The sequence below is a fragment of the Microbacterium sp. BH-3-3-3 genome, from assembly GCF_001792815.1.
GTDB lineage: Bacteria > Actinomycetota > Actinomycetes > Actinomycetales > Microbacteriaceae > Microbacterium.
Map to the genome: position 1 here is coordinate 1,004,597 of NZ_CP017674.1, position 18,126 is coordinate 1,022,722.

Consider the following 18,126-nt stretch of genomic DNA (forward strand, 5'->3'; position numbering starts at 1 on the left):
CGATTCTACTGGTGGGTTCCTGCACGGGGTCTGAACTCACCGACGACGCAGTCGCTGTCGCGCGCGCCAGAGGCCCCCGCGGACACGCTCGGTGGAGGTGAATGCCCGATCGATGCGGTCGGCGGCCGAGGGACGGTGCAGCCGGACCCACATGTCGACGAAGTCACGGAATCGTCCCCACCCGATGTAGCCCGCGCGTCGGAGGAACTGCACCTGGTGCTGCGTGTCCTCGGGCATCGTGGCCGACATGTGGTCGAGGTTGTAGTCGAAGGCGGTGTAGCTCTTCGAGAGGTACTCGGGGGTGGCGATGGTCATCGAGTGGTACCCGAGCTCGCCGGCCGCGTAGACCGGCATCCGCTCGAGGATGTGCGCGAGTCCCCCGTCGACGTACGCCTCGGCACCGCCGAACTCGTCGTAGGTCCACTCCCGCTCCAGGAGCAGGCGCAGCGCCTGCGGGCGGGCGAAGAACATCGACCCGAAGGGCGCGAGGGGCGAGACCTCGTCGAGCGGAACCCGGATGCCGAGCTCGGCGCACAACTCGGCCACTCCGGGCCGGTTCGCCCACCATCCGTGCCCCATGGTCGGGTGACCGAGGTGCACGGTGGGCGGGAACGCGAGTCCGAGCCCCGGCTGCTGCTGGAAGAGCGAGACGATGGTCGCTGCCTCGTGGGGGCCGCCGAGCAGGTTCTCGAACTGGTGGCGACGGAAGTGACGCCCCATGTTCGCGCCGTCCTGCGGCGTCTTCTTCGAGTGGATCTTGACCACCAGGTCGTAGCGGTCCGACAGCAGCACGTCGCGGCATCCGATGAGGAACGCCGCCTGGTCGCGGCCGTTGTTCGACGCGACCACCCTCACCTCGACGCGCCCGGGGAACCCCCGCGCGGCGATGATGCGCTCGATCTCGTCGGCGCGCTCGCGCTCGGGGGTCGTCACGATGAGGTCGACGTCGCCGGGCAGGTAACCCGCGCGATCGAGGATCTCGTCGGTCATCTCGACGTAGAAGATGTGCGCGAACACCGCCGTGCGCATCGGCTTCGACGGGTCGTAGCCGTCGTCGGTGGGCGAGAGCACGCGCAACAGGGCGGCATCGGCGTTCAGCACGCGCGGCTCGACGTTGCGTGCCAGGTCGTCGAAGATGAGCTCGACCGGGTAGCCGTTGCGCTCCACGGCCTCGAGGGTCCACTTGCCGATCACCGCGACGCGGTCGAGGAAGACCGGCCACTGGAAGAACGGCCGTCGCTTCAGCGTCGGGCACCCGGCGTCGATGAGCTGTTCGGCGTAGAGCACCGCGTGGTTCTCGATCTTGTCGGTCAGCGTCGGGAACGCGACCTCGCCCGAGAAACCCTGCTGGGTGAAGTGCTGGGTGAAGATTCCCTCGTGCTTGGTGACCGCGTCGGAGTACGTCGTCATCGCCGGGAGGTCGCGCCAGTAGGCGTCCCATTCGGGAGAGGTGAACATGTTCCGACGCACGGCCACCCAGTACGACTGCAGGTGGTACGGCAGGTAGTCCTCGTCCTGCGTGAACGGATGCGGTTCCACCCGCAGGTGGTCCGTCATGCCCCAGAAGTGCAGGGGGTGCGCGTTCATGCGCTCGAAGATCGGGCCGAACGGCCGGATGGGACCGAACCAGGTGTCGTTGACGAGCAGCAGCTCGTCGAACGACGACACGCGCTCCCCGACGGCGTCCAGACCGTGCTTGTAGCCCCAGATGTCGTAGCCCTCGTTGGGACGCTCGAGGACCAGGTCGCCGACCGTCTCGAGCCGCGTTCGACCCTGGGCGGTGAGCGGACCGTTCGAGACCACCACGATCTCGTCGCAGAACGCGCGCATGTGCTCGAGGGCGTACAGCACGAAGTCGCCCACCTCGCCGCGACGGTCGAAGACGACGTAGATGAGCAGCCGCTTGCCGTCGGGAGGGAACGTGTCGGCCGGACGGGTCCAGTCTCCGATCAGCTCTGCGGTCTTCACGACGACACCTCTCGCTCCTTCTCGCCCCGTTCGCTGCGCAGACGCGAGGCGACACGGCGACCCGCCGACAGCACGCGGTGGGCCCGCAGCGCCACGCGGTACGCGGGACGGAAGGCGTCCGCCACCCGCGGATGATTCGTGCGCACGTACATGCGCACCAGGGCGACGGTCCCGCCGTAGCCGGTGTAGCCGGCCCGATGCAGGAACCCGATCTGCTCGACGGGCCACCCGCGGGTGGTCGAGAACATCTGGTCGACCTTGTACTCGAGCGCGGTGTAGCCGATCTCGGCGTGCGCGTAGTTCAGCACGGTGCGGCAGTAGTAGCCGGCCTGCCCGGCCGCGGCGCTCACCAGGCGCTCCTGCAGGTGGGCGAGGTGACCGAAGCGCCGCTCGCCCTTCCAGCCGTAGTCGGCGAAGGTCCACCGGCGCTGCGTCAGCACGCGGAAGGCCGCGGGACGCCCGACCCACATGCCCCCGTAGGGCGCCAGCGGCGAGACGGCGTCGAGCGGCACGCGGATGCCGAGGCGCTTGCTCAGCCGTTCGGCGTGGGGTTCGAGCAGAGCCCACCCGCGCCCCATCGTCGCGTAGCCGACATGGATCATCGGGGGGAAGACGACGCCCAGTCGCTCTTCCTTCTCGAACAGCGACAACAGGTTGCGCACGTAGCCGGGGCTGCTGAGCAGGTTGTCGAACTGGTACCGGCGGAAGTACCGCAGCCGATTCATCGTCTTCCAGGGCGCGCGGCGCATGTGCAGCTTCACGACCAGGTCGTACTGGTCGGACTGGATGACGTCGCGGCATCCGACGAAGTAGTCGGCCATGTCGCGGCCGGGGCTCTGGGGGGTCACGCGCAGCTCGTAGGTGTGCGCGTTGGTCGTCGCCCACGCTTCGAGCAGGCGCTCCAGGCGGGCCGCCGTGACGCCCTCGGTCGTCGTGATGAACACGGAGGCGCCCGACGGGAGGAACTGCAGGCGGCGCAGGACCTCGTCGATCTCGTCGACGTCGCTCACGTGCACGACCGCGGCGATCGACAGCGACGATCCCGCCTCGGGCTCGACCGCTTCGTCGGACAGCACCGAGAGCAGCCCCAGCGTGGTGTTGAGCGCCTTCGGAGCCACGCACGTCGCCAGGCTCGAGCGCAGCACGTCGAGCGGGTACCCGCGCTCGCCCATCATCGCGGCGATCTCGCTGCCGATGATCGCGAAGCGATCGAGGAACGGCGGGTAGCTGGTGAACACCGCGCGGTCGACGAAGGGCACGTCGACGTCGAGCAGGTCCTCGGGCGCGAACAGCCCGGGGTCGTGCGCGTGGAAGCGGGTGGTGTCGAAGGCCCGCTCGTGGGCGAAGCCCGCCGCGGTCATCTCCGCGACGAGCGAGCGTTCCCGCTCACCGGCGGCCGACGTCGGCCCCCACCACCGGTGCCACGCGGCGCTCTCGAACAGCGCGCGGCGGACCACGGTGAAGAACCAGGGCCGATCGGCGACGGCGGGGAACCCCTCGCCCGGGAAGGCCTCGCGCGGCGGAGCCGCCGGCAGAACGTCCCAGACATCGGCGGCGCTGTCGGCCATGCGCTCGAACAGCGGAGCCAGGTCGGCGACGGGGCCGAACCAGGAGTCTCCGGTGAGCACGATCTCGTCGATCGCGGGCCACCGGCGGCGCAGACGTTCCATCGCGGGGGCGTACGCCTCCGAGTCGAACTCCTCGCCGTCGGTCTCGATGACGTCGTCGATCAGATCGTCGAGGCGCGCGCGGACCTCGGATGCCAGGGGCCCGGGGTGCACGAGGACGATCGCGGTCGACACGCGGCGCAACGCCTCGAGGGCGAGCACGCTGGTCTCTTCGATCCGGCCTGCCGAGCGCACGGCGTAGATCACGGCGCGCCCCGCGGAACCCGGACGCGCGGAAGCGGACGTCTCCTCGGTCAGAGGTTTCGTCCGCTCCGGCTCAGCGCTCGGCGCCATGTTCGAGAGCGCTGAGCAGATAACGGCCGTAGCCGCTCTTCACCAGCGGCTCGGCGCGCTCGCGCAGCTCGTCGTCGGACAGGAAGCCCATGCGCCACGCCACCTCTTCGGGGCAGCCGATCGACAGCCCCTGACGCTTCTCGACCGTGCGGATGAACTCCGTCGCCTCGCTCAACGAGTCGAAGGTGCCGGTGTCGAGCCACGCGGTGCCGCGCGGGAGCAGTTCGACGCTCAAGCGCCCCTGCTCGAGGTAGGTGCGGTTGACGTCGGTGATCTCGAGCTCGCCGCGCGGCGACGGCGTGAGGGCACGGGCGATCTCGATCACGTCGTTGTCGTAGAAGTACAGTCCCGGGACCGCGTAGTTGCTCTTGGGGTGCTCGGGCTTCTCTTCGAGCGAGACGACGCGCCCCTCGGCGTCGAACTCGACGACGCCGTAGGCCGTGGGGTCGGCCACGCGGTACCCGAAGACGACACCGCCGTCGAGGTCGCTGTACTGGCGCAGGCGCGTTCCCATGCCCTGGCCGTAGAAGATGTTGTCGCCGAGCACGAGGGCGACCGAGTCGGAGCCGATGTGCTCCTCGCCCAGGATGAAGGCCTGCGCGAGACCGTCCGGCGAGGGCTGCACCCGATAGGTGAGCGAGATCCCGAAGCGCGAACCGTCGCCCAGCAGCCGCTGGAACTGCTCGGAGTCCTGCGGCGTCGTGATGATGAGGATGTCGCGGATCCCGGCCAGGATGAGGGTCGACAGGGGGTAGTAGATCATCGGCTTGTCGTAGACCGGTACGAGCTGCTTCGAGATGCCCTGAGTGATGGGGTGCAGTCGGGAGCCCGTGCCGCCCGCCAGAATGATTCCGCGCATGAGGTCCAGTTTCCCCCATCCGGAGGCGCCTGCCAATCCGGGTGCCCCGCGATCGGCCCGGGCGCCCCGGTAACCTGTCGGTATGAGTCGTCTTCTCGTGACCGGTGGCGCCGGTTTCATCGGTTCCAACTTCGTGCACCACGTCATCGCGCACACCGACCACACGGTGACCGTGCTCGACAAGCTCACCTACGCGGGCAACCGCGCCTCGCTCGAGGGGCTTCCCGCCGATCGCGTGCGCCTGGTCGTGGGCGACATCGCCGACGCCGCCGTGGTCGACCCGCTCGTCGCCGAGGCCGACGCCGTGGTGCACTACGCCGCGGAGTCGCACAACGACAACTCGCTGCACGACCCGCGCCCCTTCCTCGACACCAACATCATCGGCACCTACACGCTGCTCGAGGCGGCGCGTCGTCACGACGTGCGCTTCCACCACATCTCGACCGACGAGGTGTACGGCGACCTCGAGCTCGACGACCCCGCGCGCTTCACCGAGAACACGCCGTACAACCCCTCGTCGCCGTACTCCTCGACGAAGGCCGGTTCCGACCTGCTCGTGCGCGCCTGGGTGCGCTCGTTCGGCGTGCGCGCGACCATCAGCAACTGCTCGAACAACTACGGCCCGTACCAGCACGTCGAGAAGTTCATCCCCCGCCAGATCACCAACGTGCTCCGCGGAATTCGCCCGAAGCTGTACGGCACGGGCGAGAACGTGCGCGACTGGATCCACGCCGACGACCACTCGTCCGCCGTGCTGACGATCCTCGACAAGGGCGAGATCGGCGAGACGTACCTCATCGGCGCCGACGGCGAGAAGGACAACAAGAGCGTCGTCGAACTGATCCTGCAGCTCGCGGGCCAGCCCACCGACGCCTACGACCTCGTCACCGACCGGCCCGGACACGACCTGCGCTACGCGATCGACTCGACCAAGCTGCGCACCGAGCTCGGCTGGAAGCCCACCTACGGCGACTTCGAGTCGGGGCTCGCCGCCACGGTCGACTGGTACCGCGACAACGAAGCCTGGTGGGCGCCCACCAAGGACGGCGTCGAAGCCTTCTACGCCAGCAAGGGACAGTGACCACGGTGTCCATCGAGTTCGGCAAGTCCCTGTCGGTGCGTGAGACCCCCATCCCGGGGCTCGTCGTGCTCGATCTGCCGGTCCACGGCGACGCCCGCGGCTGGTTCAAAGAGAACTGGCAGCGCGAGAAGATGACGGCCGCCGGGATCGAGCTGCCGGACTTCGGCCCGGTGCAGAACAACATCTCGTTCAACGATGCCGTCGGCACGACCCGTGGCATCCACGCCGAGCCGTGGGACAAATACGTCTCGGTCGCCACCGGCCGGATCTTCGGCGCCTGGGTCGACCTGCGCGAGGGCGACAGCTTCGGCGCCGTGTTCACCACCGAGCTCGACCCGTCGACGGCGATCTTCGTGCCGCGCGGCGTGGGCAACTCGTACCAGACGCTCGAACCCGACACCGCGTACACGTATCTCGTCAACGACCACTGGTCTCCCGACGCCACGTACACCTTCCTCAACCTCGCCGACGAGACCGCGGCGATCGCGTGGCCCATCCCCCTCGACGAGGTCGAGATCAGCGCCAAGGACATCCAGCACCCGCGCCTCGCCGACGTGGTGCCCATGCCCCCGCAGAAGATCCTCGTGACCGGGGCGAACGGTCAGCTCGGCCTCGCGCTGCGCGCGGAGTTCGGCGACCACCCGTGGATCGAATACGCCTCGCGCACCGAGCTCGACCTCACCTCGCCCGAGCTCGACACCGCGCGCCGCTGGCGCGACTACGGCACGATCATCAACGCGGCCGCGTACACCAAGGTCGACGTGGCCGAGACGCCGGAGGGGCGCACCGAGGCGTGGGCCGCGAACGTCACCGCGGTGGCAGCGCTCGCCCGGATCGCCACCGCCAACGGCATCACCCTCGTGCACGTCTCGAGCGACTACGTCTTCGACGGGACGAAGGACGGCGCCTACGCGACCGACGACGTCGTCTCACCGCTCGGCGTCTACGGCCAGACGAAGGCCGCGGGCGACGCCCTCGTGTCGGCGGTCCCCCGCCACTACATCCTGCGCACCAGCTGGGTGATCGGCGAGGGCAACAACTTCGTGCGCACCATGGCCTCCCTCGCCGAACGCGGTATCGATCCGCGCGTGGTCGACGACCAGGTGGGACGCCTGACGTTCACCGTCGACATCGCCGCCGCGATCCGCGCCCTGCTCGACACGCGCGCCCCCGCCGGCGTCTACAACGTCACGGGACAGGGCGAACCGACCACCTGGTTCGACATCGCCCGCCGGGTGTTCGAGCTGACCGGTCACGACCCCGCGCGCGTCAGCGGTGTGAGCACCGACGAGTACTTCGCCGGCGCTCAGGGGCCGGTGGCGCCCCGTCCGCTGAACAGCGTGCTCGACGCGCGAGCGACCGAGGCCGCCGGTGTCCCGCTCGGCGACGCCGGCGTGCGACTGCGCGAGTACCTCGAACGCCCGTGAGCGACCGCGGGCGCCGGGGACCGGTCCACTCCGGTCCCCTCGCCCGCGCCGTGCGCCGCGTCTGGTCGCACAGCGCGGTGCGCTACCTGGTCGTGGGAGGAGGGGCGTTCCTCATCGACGTGGGCCTGCTGGCGCTGCTGCACGACGTGTTCGGGGTGGCCCTGGTCATCGCGACACCCACGGCCTTCCTGCTCAGCTTCGCCGTCACCTTCGTGCTGCAGCGGACCTTCACCTTCTCGTCCGACGCCGGCATGGCATCCAGCGCCCTGAAATACACCTCGCTCGTCGCCTTCAACACCGTCGCCACGACCGGCATCGTCGCGGGGATCGCGGCCCTGGGCTTGCCCTGGGTGGTCGGCAAGATCGTGGCGGTGGGCTCGACCACCGTCTGGAACTACTTCGCCTACCGGTACTGGATCTTTCCCGCGCGCCCGTCGGAGTCGCCCACGCCGTGAGTCGCGGTGTCGCGCGCACCGCGTCAGGGGCGGTCGGGACCCTCGGTGGACGGCTGAGCGGGGCCCGGAACGGACCCGGCGCCCTCGAGCGCGTCGAGGCGCCGTGTCAGGGCCTCGATGTCGGCCCGGTTGATCGCGGCATCTTCGGCGAGCACACGGATCTCTTCTTCGGCCTGCGACAGCTCCCACGACAGGTGCAGCGCCACGCCCACCAGCAGAACGATCGAGATCGCGAAGATCAGGTTGGCGGGAACCTCGACGCCCAGAAGGTGGGTGAGCTGAACAAGGAGTCCCGGGAAGATCGAGATCACCAGCAGGGCCAAACCGATCAGCAGCCACAGCGTGGCGTACTTCTCGCGGAGCTGTCTACGCAGCAGCAGGACGACGATGATCGTCAGCACCACGACGGCGAACGCGATTCCCGCGATGACGATCATGCGCTCACTCCGGTCTTGGTGGCGGAACCCCGCATCATCGCGAGCGACAGGGCGAACACCGATCGCAGCAGGTACACGGCGGCGCCGAACGGGTTCTGGCTCGGTCGCCCCGCGGCACGCGGACGCATCGCCACGGGCACCTGCACGACGGTGAGACCGGCGTGCAGCGCGTTGACGAGGGAGTCCACCGTGTCGCCGAGGTACTCGGCCGGGTAGTAGACGACGTACTGGTCGATCGCGCGGACGTTGGCGGCGCGGAAGCCGCTCGTGACGTCGGTGAGGCGCGTGCCGGCGATGCGCGAGAGCACCGTTGCGAGCATGCGCATGGCCCACCAGCGCGGTCCTCGGGCGGCGTAGTTGCCGACGTCGGCGAACCGCGCCCCGATCGAGATGTCGGCGGACTCGAGACCGTCGAGCACCGCGGCGATGTCGCGCGGGTTGTGCTGGCCGTCGGCGTCGACCTGGATGGCCCGCGTGTACCCGTGGCGCTGGGCGTAACGGAAGCCGGCACGCATGGCTCCGCCCACACCGAGGTTGAAGGGCAGCGAGAGGATCGTCGCCCCCGCCTCGCGGGCTCGCTGCGCCGTGTCGTCGTGGGACCCGTCGTCGACGACGAGGATGTCCCACCCCTCGGGCTGAGCGCGGATCTCCCGCACGGTGGGACCGACGCTCTCGCCCTCGTTCCAGGCGGGAACGATGACCAGAGTGCTCGATCGTGCCGCAGACATCGGCATCATCGTACCAGCGGGTCCGTCCTCGCCCGACGGACGCCGAGGGGGTGTGGAGGAGACGGCTTGTAAGATCGCACCGGCCGTCGCCGCCTTCACCATGCCGGTGAACGTCAGCCCCAGAGAGATCCACCCGATGCCTTCGTTCCCCCTCCGTCTGTCGCTCCCCCGGCACCGTGTGCCCCACATCGCGGTCATCTTCGTCGCCCTGCTGGCGATGCTGCTGTCCGGCGCGGTCTTCCTGCCGATCGCCTCGGGGGCCGATGAGGCGGCGCACTACGTGTACGCCGCAGCCGTCGTGCGGGGACAGGCGGGAATGCTCGAGCCCACCCTGCCGGCGCGGTTCGCGAACATGGATCTGCTCGCCGGCTGCATCGCCTTCCAGCCCGACGTGACCGCGGCCTGCCAGGGCCCGCTGCGCATCACCTCGACCGCCGAGGTGCTGGCACAGACCAACGCCGGGCTCTACAACCCGGTCTTCTACCTCTGGACGGGCCTGGGCACCCTGCTCGTCCCCACCGAATACGGCCTGTACCTGGCCCGCGGTCTGGCGGCGCTCGTCACGGCCCTCTTCCTCGCGTGGGGGCTGTCGCTGCTCGGACGCACCGCGCGCACCCCTCTGCCGTTGCTCGCGGCCTCGCTGCTGCTCACCCCGATGACGCTCTACGTCGGCATGGTGCTGAACCCCAGCGCCTGGGAGATCGCCACGCTCTTCGCCGCCACGGTCGCCGGCTTCGCCGTGGCCTGCGGTCCGCGAACCACCCGCTGGCGCGAGGAGCACACCCTTCTGCTCGCCGCGTCGTGCGTGCTCGTGGTCTCGCGCGGACTCTCGCCGCTGTTCCTCGCCGTCACCGCCGTGGCTCTGCTGCTGCTGGCCGGGGTGGCTCGCACACGCCGCCTGCTGACCGATCGACGGGCCTGGATCGTGGCGGGCGGCATCGCCGTGGTCACCGGCTTCAGCGTCGCGTGGGTCGTCCTGCACGGAACGAACTACGTGGGCGTGCAGAAGCCGGCGACCCTCGGCGACGGGCTCGCGGGGATCTCGGTGTTCTACTCGAACTACCACGAGCAGGTCACCCAGATGTACGGCAACCTCGGCTGGCTCGATCTGCGCAGCCCGAACATCCTGTCCACGTCGTGGATCCTGCTGCTCGGCGGTGTCGTCGTGCTCTGCTTCGGTCTCGCCTCCCGGCGGGCGCGGTGGGCGATCCTGCTCGCCTTCGCCTCGGCGACCCTCATCCCGGGCGTCCTGTCGGGCCTGCAGTGGTCGGGATACGGCTGGCAGGGGCGTTACACGATGCCGCTGGTCGCCGCCCTGCTGGTCATCGCGGCCCTCGCCGTCGATTCCGGGCCCAACCGCGTTCCGTTCGACGCGGGCGTGAACCGGCTCGTGGCGATGCTGCGGTGGCTGCTCCCCGCGTTCCTCGTCCTCGGGGTGACCATCACGACCGTCCGCACGGCCCACCGCTACCTCGCCGGTGAGACCGCGGACTTCCTCGCCGCGTGGCAGTGGTCGCCCCCGCTGGCCGTGCCCCTGCTCGGCATCGCCTTCTTCGGCGGGCTGGCCGTGCTCACCCGCGCGCTCATCGTCCGCGGCGCCGACGAGAGCGAGCACGTGTCCGCCCTCCCCGACGCGGTGAGCGGCACTCGAGGCTGACGCTCGACCCCGCGAGGTCGGCGATACGCCGACGAGGCGACGCCGGACACACGCCGACCGAGCCGACGAAACGCTGAACGGGCCCGTCGATCGCAGCGACGATCGACGGGCCCATTCAGCGGTTCGGCTCGCCCTGCCTCAGCGGACCGTGACCGAGGTGCAGCCCAGCGACACGGGGGAGCCGCCCTTGTCGTCGACGACGCTCGCGCACACCCGCCGATTGCCCTTCGAGGCCGTCAGCCGCTGCTCGAAACCGTGCGCCGAGCCGGCGGCCGGGAAGGCCGCCCCCACGTCGGGCCGATTCTTGTCTGCCCGGACCTCGCGCGTCGTGCCGTCGATGGCGACCCGCACGGTCACGGGACCCTTCACGTCGGGGTCGAACGCCCAGCCCCGCACCGACACCGTGCCGGTCCCGCCGCTGGCCGCATCGAGACGGCCCACCGGGGCACCGGCCATGCCGGTCACGCTGCGGCAGCCCAGCAGGGGGTTGGCGCCGGCGGTGTTGATCGCGTAGATGCACACGCGCGAGGTGCCGACCGGGATCGGCACGTTCGTCTGATACCCGTGCGCCGAACCGTAGGGCGGATACGCCGCGCCCACGTCGGGCCGGCTCCGGTCGGCGGTGAGCGCCGTGGCAGAACCCCCGACGTACACGTGGACGGCGATGGGACGCGCGGTGTCGGGATCGATCGCCCACCCGCGCACAGTGGCGGTCGTGCCCGAGACGCTCACCTCGTCGACGCTGCCGATCGGGGTGCGCCCCTCGTCGCGCGTGGTGATCGAACGGCATCCGAGATCGGTGTCGGGCCCACTCGTGTTGACGGCGGTGACGCAGATCTTCGAGGGGCCGATGGGGATGTCCACCGCGCGCGAGAACCCGTGGGCCGCTCCGTACACGGGATAGGCGCCGGCCACGTCGGGGCGGTTGGCCTGGGCGGTGAGGCGGGTCACCTTGCCGTCGACCGAGATGCGCACCGCGATGGGACGCACGGTGTCGGGGTCGAGTGCCCAGCCGGTCACGGTGGCGCTGCGCCCCGAGACCGAGACCGACTCGAAGTTCCCGATGGGCGCGCGCCCCTGATCGGCCGCGGTGACGTCGCGGCATCCGAGGGTGGTGTTGGCGCCCGAGGTGTTGATGGCGTAGACGCAGACAGTGCTCTTGCCGGGCACCAGGTCGACGACCTCGGAGAAGCCGTGGGCGTTGCCGTACGCGGGGTAGGCCCCACCGACGTCGCGACGGGAGTCGTCGGCGGTGATGGCCCGACCGGCTCCGGCGACGTAGATGTGCACCGGGATGGACTTCTTCGTGTCGGGGTCGATCGCCCAGCCCGACACGCGGGCCGACGTGCCCGCCACGTCGACGGCGTCGAGGCTGCCGATCGGCGCGCGACCGATGTCGCGCGAGGCCGGCGTCATGATGCTGCGACAGCCGAGGGTCGTGTTGTCGCCGCGACCCGTGTTGATCCCGTACAGACAGATCTGCTTCGCATCGAGCGGGACCTTCAGCGTCGCGCTGTAGCCGTGCTTCGTGCCGTGCACGGGGTAGTGCGTGGCGAGGTCGGTGCGCGAGCCGGAGGCGCGCAGAGCCGTCCCGACTCCGTCGACGTACGCGTGCACGTCGATCGACGAGGCCGTGTCGGGGTCGATGGCCCATCCCGAGACCGTGACCGAGCCCGACGAGACCTTCACCGCGTCGACCGCGCCCACCGGTGACCCGGTGTAGAACGGCATGTCGCGGCATCCGAGGGTCACGTTGGACCCGCGGGCGGTGTTGATGGCGTAGACGCACACCTGCCCACTGCCCCCCTGGGTCACGGGAATGCGCGAATCGAAGCCGTGCCTGCTGCCGCTGCCGGGATAGGCCGAGCCCACATCGGGTCGGTCGCCGTCGGCGGTGAGCGCGGTGGCGTCGCCCGCGAGGTACGCGTGCACCTGGATCGGGTCGGAGGTGTCGGGATCGATCGCCCACCCCCGCACACGGATGCCGCCGGGGTACGCCTCGATGGCATCGAGGTTGCCGAAGGGGCGGCCGCCGGCCTGCGTCGAGCCGAACCAGTCGGAGTAGGTACGCCAGAAGTTGCGGTTTCCGTAGGCCGAGCAGCCGTCGCCCTCGCCGTAGAGATTGTTCAGCGCCGCCTGGTTGGGCACGTACGGGGTGTAGATGTAGAGCCCCGCCGTGGCCTGGTTCTCGATGAAGACCCGCTGCGTGCCGCAGCTCGCGCTGGGGTTGTAGAGGATGTTGTTCCAGCGGCCCGCCTGGTAGCCCCACCAGCTGGGGTTCATGCGGTACACCTCGAACTGCCGGGCGCCGTAGTAGACCTGGTAGAAGAAGCCCTGGGTCGACGCGTCGCACGGCGCGGTGTCGGGGCAGCCCTGGCCGGTGGCCGCGGAGTAGTTCCAGGCCGATGGGGCGGTCGAGGTGACCAGGCCCTGCTCCTTCTGCAGCAGGACGAGCAGCGCCTTCTGGCTGATCCCGCACGAGCGCGCGACCTTGTCGATGATGGTCGCGGCGCTCTCATTGGCCGCGCCGGCGTACCCGTTGCAGTACTTGTCGGCGGGGCGGTCGTCGGTGTTCTGCCGGTAGTCCTTGAGGCAGGTGTAGCCCGACCGGCAGGTGGTGACCTTGCCGTTGAGGAAGCTCTGGATCTCGCCCGCGCCCATCGCCGAGCCGTCGTAGAAGACCGCGTCGTCGATGATGTTGCCCGGGGTGAAGTCGCGGGCGTCGGCCGCGGCGGCCGACGCGACCGGGGCGATCGTGGCCGGGAGGGTGACGGGCACCGCGGCCAGCAGCGCGATGGCGCAGGCCCACGTGGCGATGACCGCCGCAACGCTGCGGCGGCGCGACCGCTGCCTCACGGGGTGAGCTCGATCGTGGCCGTCTCGGACTGCGCACGCAGGTTCGACGAGGAGTAGCCGACGTGGAATGCGACGTCGGCGGAAGTCGTGTCGACGGGGATCGACATCACGCCGCAGTAGGTGACGTCTTTGCCCTCGTTGGCGGAGACCGAGACGGACGCCTGCGTGTCGTCGAGCGTCAGCGTGCAGGTACCCCCCGATTCCGACACCCCGGGGACCATCGCGGTGACCTCGAGGTTGCCGTCGCGCACCTCTGACGTGATGACGAGCACCTCGCCGTTGTACGGGGCGTCGGCGGTGGCGCTCTCGGTGGGAGTCGGCTCGGGAGCCGTCGTCTCGGTCGGCGACGCCGTCGGCGTCGGCGTCGGCGAGGCGGACGCCGTGGCCGACGCGGTCGGCGACGGGCTGGCCCCCGCCACCGGGGTGGCGCAGGCCGAGAGCGTCAGCACACCCGCCACGAGCAGGAGGCCGGGCAGCGCGACACGCGCGCGCCTCGAGCGAGACGGGCGGGCGACGTCGAAAGCGTGCTTCACGCGTTCATTATGCGTGGCTTGAGTGACGGATGGGAATATTGCGTGGAATCGGTAAGCGGCCGTTATCGACGCCCGAGGCGGCGGCGCCACCCCCGCAGGCGCGAGAGAACCGGCTGGTGCGCGTCGATCTCGCGCCGCAGATCGTCGCGGATCTCGGCCCGCAGACGCTCCGCGACGCCGTCGAGCTGGGCGCTCAGCTGAGCCTGCAGGGCCGACATGTACAGCGGCAGACCGGCCCCCTCCCGCTGCACCCACTCGGCGAGGGCGCGGTCGCGCACGACGGCGTCGTCGCGGGCGTGCTCGGCGGCCAGGCCGAACATGCTGTTGGCGTCGAGCCCGACGGAGTCGGGGCGCTGCGTCCAGAAGGCCAGGGCCTCCCCGCCGAGGAAGCCGATGTCGTGCCCGCGCAGGATGCGCAGGTAGAAGTCCCAGTCCTCGACGGCGTCGAGGGTCTCGTCGTACCCACCCACCTCGTCGTGCAGCGCACGGCGGTAGACGAACGAGATGGGCACCGCGCGGTTGACCGACATCATCTCGCCGAGTGAGATCCGCGTCATGCCCGCCCAGAAGGGGGCCCGGCCGACCTCGACCCACGCGCCGCCGCGGTTCTCTTCGTAGACGATCTCGGTGGCTGCCGACACGGCCGCCTGGTCGGGGTGCGCGTCGAGCCAGGCACCGGTGCGGGCGAGGAACTCCGGATGCCACCGGTCGTCGTCGTCGTGCAGCACGACGTAGTCGGTGCGCAGGGAGCGGATGCCGGCGTTCGCCGCCGCGCACCGCCCTCCTTCTCCCGGGGCGATGTGGACGACGTCGACGCGATCGCCGAGCTCCGCGGCGGCGACGATCGCGTCGACCTCGGCGGGGTCTCCCCCGTCGTTGACGACGACGAGACGCCACTCGGTCTCGGTCTGGGCGGCGATGTCGGTCAACGCCCGCCGGAGGAATCCGGGACGCTGACGGGTGCGGACGACGATCCCGACGGGTGCAGGCATGCGTCCGAGCTTAGGGGGCCGTCGCGCTGTGGTCCGCAGCGGTCACAGCTCGGCGTGCAGGGCCCAGACCCGGTCGGCGCAGGCCTCCCAGGCGAAGCCCTTCGCCCGGTCGCCGGCGAGGACCCGCAGTCGGTCGGCGTCATCTGCGATGGCCCGTGCCACGGCCGCGCCCAGCTCGTCGGCGGCCGCGAAGACCGCGGCGTCGGCGAGCACCTCGCGGTGCACCGGGGTGTCGAGGGCGACGATCGGCACGCCCACGGCGAGCGCGTCGACCGTGCGCCACGGCCAATCGGTGCGTCCGCACGCGGTGACGAAGGCCGCGGCGTGCGAGAGCACCGCCGCGCGGTCCCAGCGATCGAGGGAGCCGCGCGCGTGCACGCGGGCCTTGGCGAGACCCGCCGCCGCCGCGATGTCGGCGATCGCCGGTTCCTCCCCCTCGGGGACGTCCAACACCACGACGTCGCCCTCCCAGCCCGAGGCGACGACCGCGGAGAACACCTCGGCGAGTCCGTCCGAGGCGGCGGCACCTCCGGCGGCGGCGAGGAACGACAGGGGCAGATCGAGCGCGCGCAGGCGTCCCACGGCATCCGAGGGAACGCGCAGGCCCGCGGCGGGGGCGCCGCCGATGACGCGCACCTTCTGCACGAGCTTGGATTTGGCGACCTCGGCGAGACGCTCGGCCATCGCGTGGGTGGGAACCACGACGGCGTCGGCGTGCTTGGCGACGCGCGAGAGCAGGGCGCGGCTCGCGAGGATCTCGGCCTTGGGCAGCTCGTCGGGCGTCTCCCAGGCGCGCAGATCCCACAGGGTCACCACGATCTGGTGCGTCTCGTTGACGCGGTCGTGGCGCACGAGGGGGGCGAGGGCGGTCGGCGAGTGGATGAGGCCCTTGCCGATCCCGGGGGCGACCCCGAGCTGCCACGAGGTCGCGAGCTCGCGACGGCGCACGGCCAGGCGCGTCTCGGAGGTGAGCCCGGTCACGCCGGCGTCGTCGGGCAGCCCGGGCGCGGGGACGATCGCCGCCACGTCGCAGCCGCGCGGGGCGGTGTCGACGAGCGCCTGGGTGAGAGACGCCGAGGCCTCGGCGAGGTCGCGCGAGGTCGGTGAGACGAGTTGGTCGAGGACGACGCGCAGCGTGACGGTCATGGGGTGGGGCTTTCCGTCTCGGTCGGCGGGTGCAGTCTGTCGCGCACCATCTGCTGCACCTGGGCGTAGTCGGGGTCGAACTCGTCGACGCCGCCCTCGGGGGTCAGCTCCAGCGTGCCGACCGGCTGTCCCTTGGCCTTCAGCGCGAGGTCGACGAGCGTGGGAGCGATGAGGCCCTGCGGCAGATCGGTCTCGACGACGTTCGTTCCCGCCTTCGCGACCTCCTGGAAGTGCGAGAGCACGTTCTGCGGCGTGAACTGGGCGAGGATCGCCTCTTGCAGCTGCCGTTGACGACCCATGCGGTCGAAGTCGCTGGTCGTGTAGCGCGAACGGGCGAACCACTGGGCGGTGTCGCCGTCCATGTGCTGCGCGCCCGCTTCGACCCAGCCGAAAGCCCAGTCGTCGACGGGCTGCCCGTCGTAGGCGGGGCCGCCCTTGGGCAGGCGCTCGTTGACGGTGATGTCGATTCCGCCGAGCGCGTCGATCACGTCGGCGAAGCCCTTCATGTCGATGAGCACGTAATACGGGATCTGGATGCCGAGGATGCCCTCCGCCGCGTCTTTCGTGGCCTCGATGCCGGGCTCGGAGCCCTGCGACACGGCGTTCGGGTACAGCGCGTTGCCGTCCTGGCACACCTCGACCTCGGTGCGCAGCTGATTGATGCCGCTCCCCCACCCGCAGGTCGGGTCGAACTTGCCCTCGTGGCCGTTGGGGTACTCGTCCTGCATCGGGCCCGGAGCGAAGGGGAAGCCCGGCATGTCGCGCGGGATGCCCGTGATGGTCGTCGCGCCGGTGGTGGCGTTGACCGAGACCACCGAGATGCTGTCGAAGCGCATGGAGTCGCGACCCTCGCCGGAGTCGGCGCCGAGGAGGAGGATGTTGTAGTACCCGTCGGAGGGCGGCACGACGGGCGCCGACTGCGAGAAGATGTCGGCGAACGCGTCGCGCGTGGCGCCCGCGGTCTGCGCGGCCCACGCCGCCCCCGAGCCCGAGAGCACGAGCAGGCCGACCGAGACGATCGTCATGCCGATCCTCGCCACGGGCCCGACCTTGACCAGGCGCACCAGACGCAGGGTGTCGATCGTGAGCACGACCCACAGCACGACGTAGGCCACCAGGGCGATCTGCACGAGGGTGAGCGGCAGCGGGCGGAACCACGACAGGAACTCGGGGATGAACGAGCCCGTCGCCAGGGCGAAGAATCCGCTCGGCCAGAGCGCCGCACCGATGGCGGCGAGCACGAGGATCGCCCACATCGCGAGGGTCGCGCCGAGGCCGATGCGCCCCAGCCGGCGGGTGCCGGCGAGCACTTGGGCCGACCCCGGCACGAGGAAGTTCATCACGACGAGCCACCAGCCGCGGCGGGTCATCACCGCGGGATCGGAGGCATCGGGGTTGCGCAGCGGGCGCGACTCGATGAGCGGCGCCTGCCGGCGGGGGCGCGGCGGGGCCGCCACGCTCACAGGGAGTCCTTCAAGCGGCGGTTCTTCTCTTCGACCTGGGCCTCGAGGTCGCGGGCGTACGACTCGATCCGATCGGCCACCGCGTCGTCGGAGGTGCCCAGGATGCGCGCGGCGAGCAGTCCCGCGTTCTTCGCCCCGTTGATCGAGACGGTCGCCACCGGGATGCCGGCGGGCATCTGCACGATGCTCAGCAGGGAGTCGAGACCGTCGAGGGTCGCCAGTTGCACCGGGACGCCGATGACCGGCAGGGCGGTGACCGAGGCCAGCATCCCCGGCAGGTGCGCGGCGCCTCCGGCCCCCGCGATGATCGCGCGCAGCCCCCGGCCGCGGGCCTCGCGGCCGTAGCGCATGAGCTTGTCGGGCGTGCGGTGCGCTGAGACGACCTCCACCTCGTGGGGGATGCCGAACTCGGTGAGCATCTGAGAGGCGTCGCTCATCACGCGCCAGTCGGAGTCGGAGCCCATGACGACGCCGACCACGGGCGTCTCGGAGGAATGCAGCGGCCGGGTCACCGGTCCAGGGTAGGGCGGCTCGCTGGAAGAAGCCGGAACGGCGCGCGAGCG

Annotated in this window: 15 protein-coding genes; 4 read left to right on the plus strand and 11 right to left on the minus strand. The window is 70.5% G+C overall.

Going from position 1 to position 18,126, the window contains the following annotated elements:
- Window positions 1-36: 36 nt before the first annotated feature.
- From BJP65_RS04695 to rfbA, 3 genes are all read right to left on the minus strand, one after another.
- The gene (locus BJP65_RS04695; protein ID WP_070408381.1) at window positions 37-1,968 is read right to left on the minus strand and encodes a rhamnan synthesis F family protein; all 1,932 of its coding nucleotides are present in this window, start codon (window positions 1,966-1,968) and stop codon (window positions 37-39) included.
- Window positions 1,965-3,842 (minus strand): rhamnan synthesis F family protein, encoded by a 1,878-nt coding sequence (locus BJP65_RS04700; protein WP_181015984.1) that lies wholly within the window; start codon window positions 3,840-3,842, stop codon window positions 1,965-1,967. The genes BJP65_RS04695 and BJP65_RS04700 overlap by 4 nt, the downstream gene beginning before the upstream one ends.
- Before the next feature lie 70 nt (window positions 3,843-3,912).
- Entirely contained in the window at window positions 3,913-4,788 is an 876-nt protein-coding gene (gene rfbA, locus BJP65_RS04705; protein ID WP_055834474.1) for a glucose-1-phosphate thymidylyltransferase RfbA, read from the minus strand.
- Window positions 4,789-4,870: 82 nt separating this feature from the next.
- Here rfbA and rfbB point away from each other — a divergent pair, with 82 nt between their 5' ends.
- The 3 genes from rfbB to BJP65_RS04720 are packed head-to-tail and all read left to right on the plus strand — an operon-like array spanning window position 4,871 to window position 7,751.
- Entirely contained in the window at window positions 4,871-5,869 is a 999-nt protein-coding gene (gene rfbB, locus BJP65_RS04710; protein WP_055936604.1) for a dTDP-glucose 4,6-dehydratase, read from the plus strand.
- A 5-nt stretch (window positions 5,870-5,874) separates the two neighbouring features.
- On the plus strand, window positions 5,875-7,296 hold the full coding sequence (locus BJP65_RS04715; protein ID WP_070409846.1) for a bifunctional dTDP-4-dehydrorhamnose 3,5-epimerase family protein/NAD(P)-dependent oxidoreductase: 1,422 nt from the start codon (window positions 5,875-5,877) through the stop codon (window positions 7,294-7,296).
- Window positions 7,293-7,751: a GtrA family protein gene (locus tag BJP65_RS04720; RefSeq protein ID WP_055834468.1), complete on the plus strand. Its 459-nt coding sequence runs from the start codon at window positions 7,293-7,295 to the stop codon at window positions 7,749-7,751. The genes BJP65_RS04715 and BJP65_RS04720 overlap by 4 nt, the downstream gene beginning before the upstream one ends.
- Before the next feature lie 23 nt (window positions 7,752-7,774).
- On the opposite strand, the gene BJP65_RS04725 is transcribed toward BJP65_RS04720, so the two are convergent.
- The gene (locus BJP65_RS04725) at window positions 7,775-8,188 is read right to left on the minus strand and encodes a DUF2304 domain-containing protein (protein WP_055834466.1); all 414 of its coding nucleotides are present in this window, start codon (window positions 8,186-8,188) and stop codon (window positions 7,775-7,777) included.
- Window positions 8,185-8,922 carry a glycosyltransferase family 2 protein gene (locus BJP65_RS04730; RefSeq protein WP_070409848.1) on the minus strand — a complete coding sequence of 246 codons (738 nt, stop codon included), beginning with the start codon at window positions 8,920-8,922 and terminating at the stop codon, window positions 8,185-8,187. The genes BJP65_RS04725 and BJP65_RS04730 overlap by 4 nt, the downstream gene beginning before the upstream one ends.
- Window positions 8,923-9,052: 130 nt before the next feature.
- Here BJP65_RS04730 and BJP65_RS04735 point away from each other — a divergent pair, with 130 nt between their 5' ends.
- The gene (locus tag BJP65_RS04735; protein WP_181015985.1) at window positions 9,053-10,573 is read left to right on the plus strand and encodes a DUF2142 domain-containing protein; all 1,521 of its coding nucleotides are present in this window, start codon (window positions 9,053-9,055) and stop codon (window positions 10,571-10,573) included.
- A 138-nt stretch (window positions 10,574-10,711) separates the two neighbouring features.
- On the opposite strand, the gene BJP65_RS04740 is transcribed toward BJP65_RS04735, so the two are convergent.
- The 6 genes from BJP65_RS04740 to purE all read right to left on the minus strand — a co-directional run bounded on the left by BJP65_RS04740 (window position 10,712) and on the right by purE (window position 18,027).
- A complete protein-coding gene (locus BJP65_RS04740; RefSeq protein ID WP_258027523.1) occupies window positions 10,712-13,429 on the minus strand; it encodes a hypothetical protein in 2,718 nt (905 codons plus the stop codon).
- Complete coding sequence (locus tag BJP65_RS16480; RefSeq protein ID WP_070408384.1) at window positions 13,426-13,962, minus strand: hypothetical protein; 537 nt, start codon at window positions 13,960-13,962, stop codon at window positions 13,426-13,428. The genes BJP65_RS04740 and BJP65_RS16480 overlap by 4 nt, the downstream gene beginning before the upstream one ends.
- A 62-nt stretch (window positions 13,963-14,024) precedes the next feature.
- Complete coding sequence (locus tag BJP65_RS04750) at window positions 14,025-14,954, minus strand: glycosyltransferase family A protein (RefSeq protein WP_070408385.1); 930 nt, start codon at window positions 14,952-14,954, stop codon at window positions 14,025-14,027.
- Window positions 14,955-14,996: 42 nt separating this feature from the next.
- Window positions 14,997-16,100 carry a glycosyltransferase gene (locus BJP65_RS04755; protein ID WP_070408386.1) on the minus strand — a complete coding sequence of 368 codons (1,104 nt, stop codon included), beginning with the start codon at window positions 16,098-16,100 and terminating at the stop codon, window positions 14,997-14,999.
- Complete coding sequence (locus BJP65_RS04760) at window positions 16,097-17,563, minus strand: LCP family protein (RefSeq protein ID WP_070408387.1); 1,467 nt, start codon at window positions 17,561-17,563, stop codon at window positions 16,097-16,099. Before BJP65_RS04760 ends, BJP65_RS04755 begins: the two co-directional genes overlap by 4 nt.
- Complete coding sequence (purE, locus tag BJP65_RS04765) at window positions 17,560-18,027, minus strand: 5-(carboxyamino)imidazole ribonucleotide mutase (protein WP_055835907.1); 468 nt, start codon at window positions 18,025-18,027, stop codon at window positions 17,560-17,562. Before purE ends, BJP65_RS04760 begins: the two co-directional genes overlap by 4 nt.
- Between the last annotated feature and the right edge of the window lie 99 nt (window positions 18,028-18,126).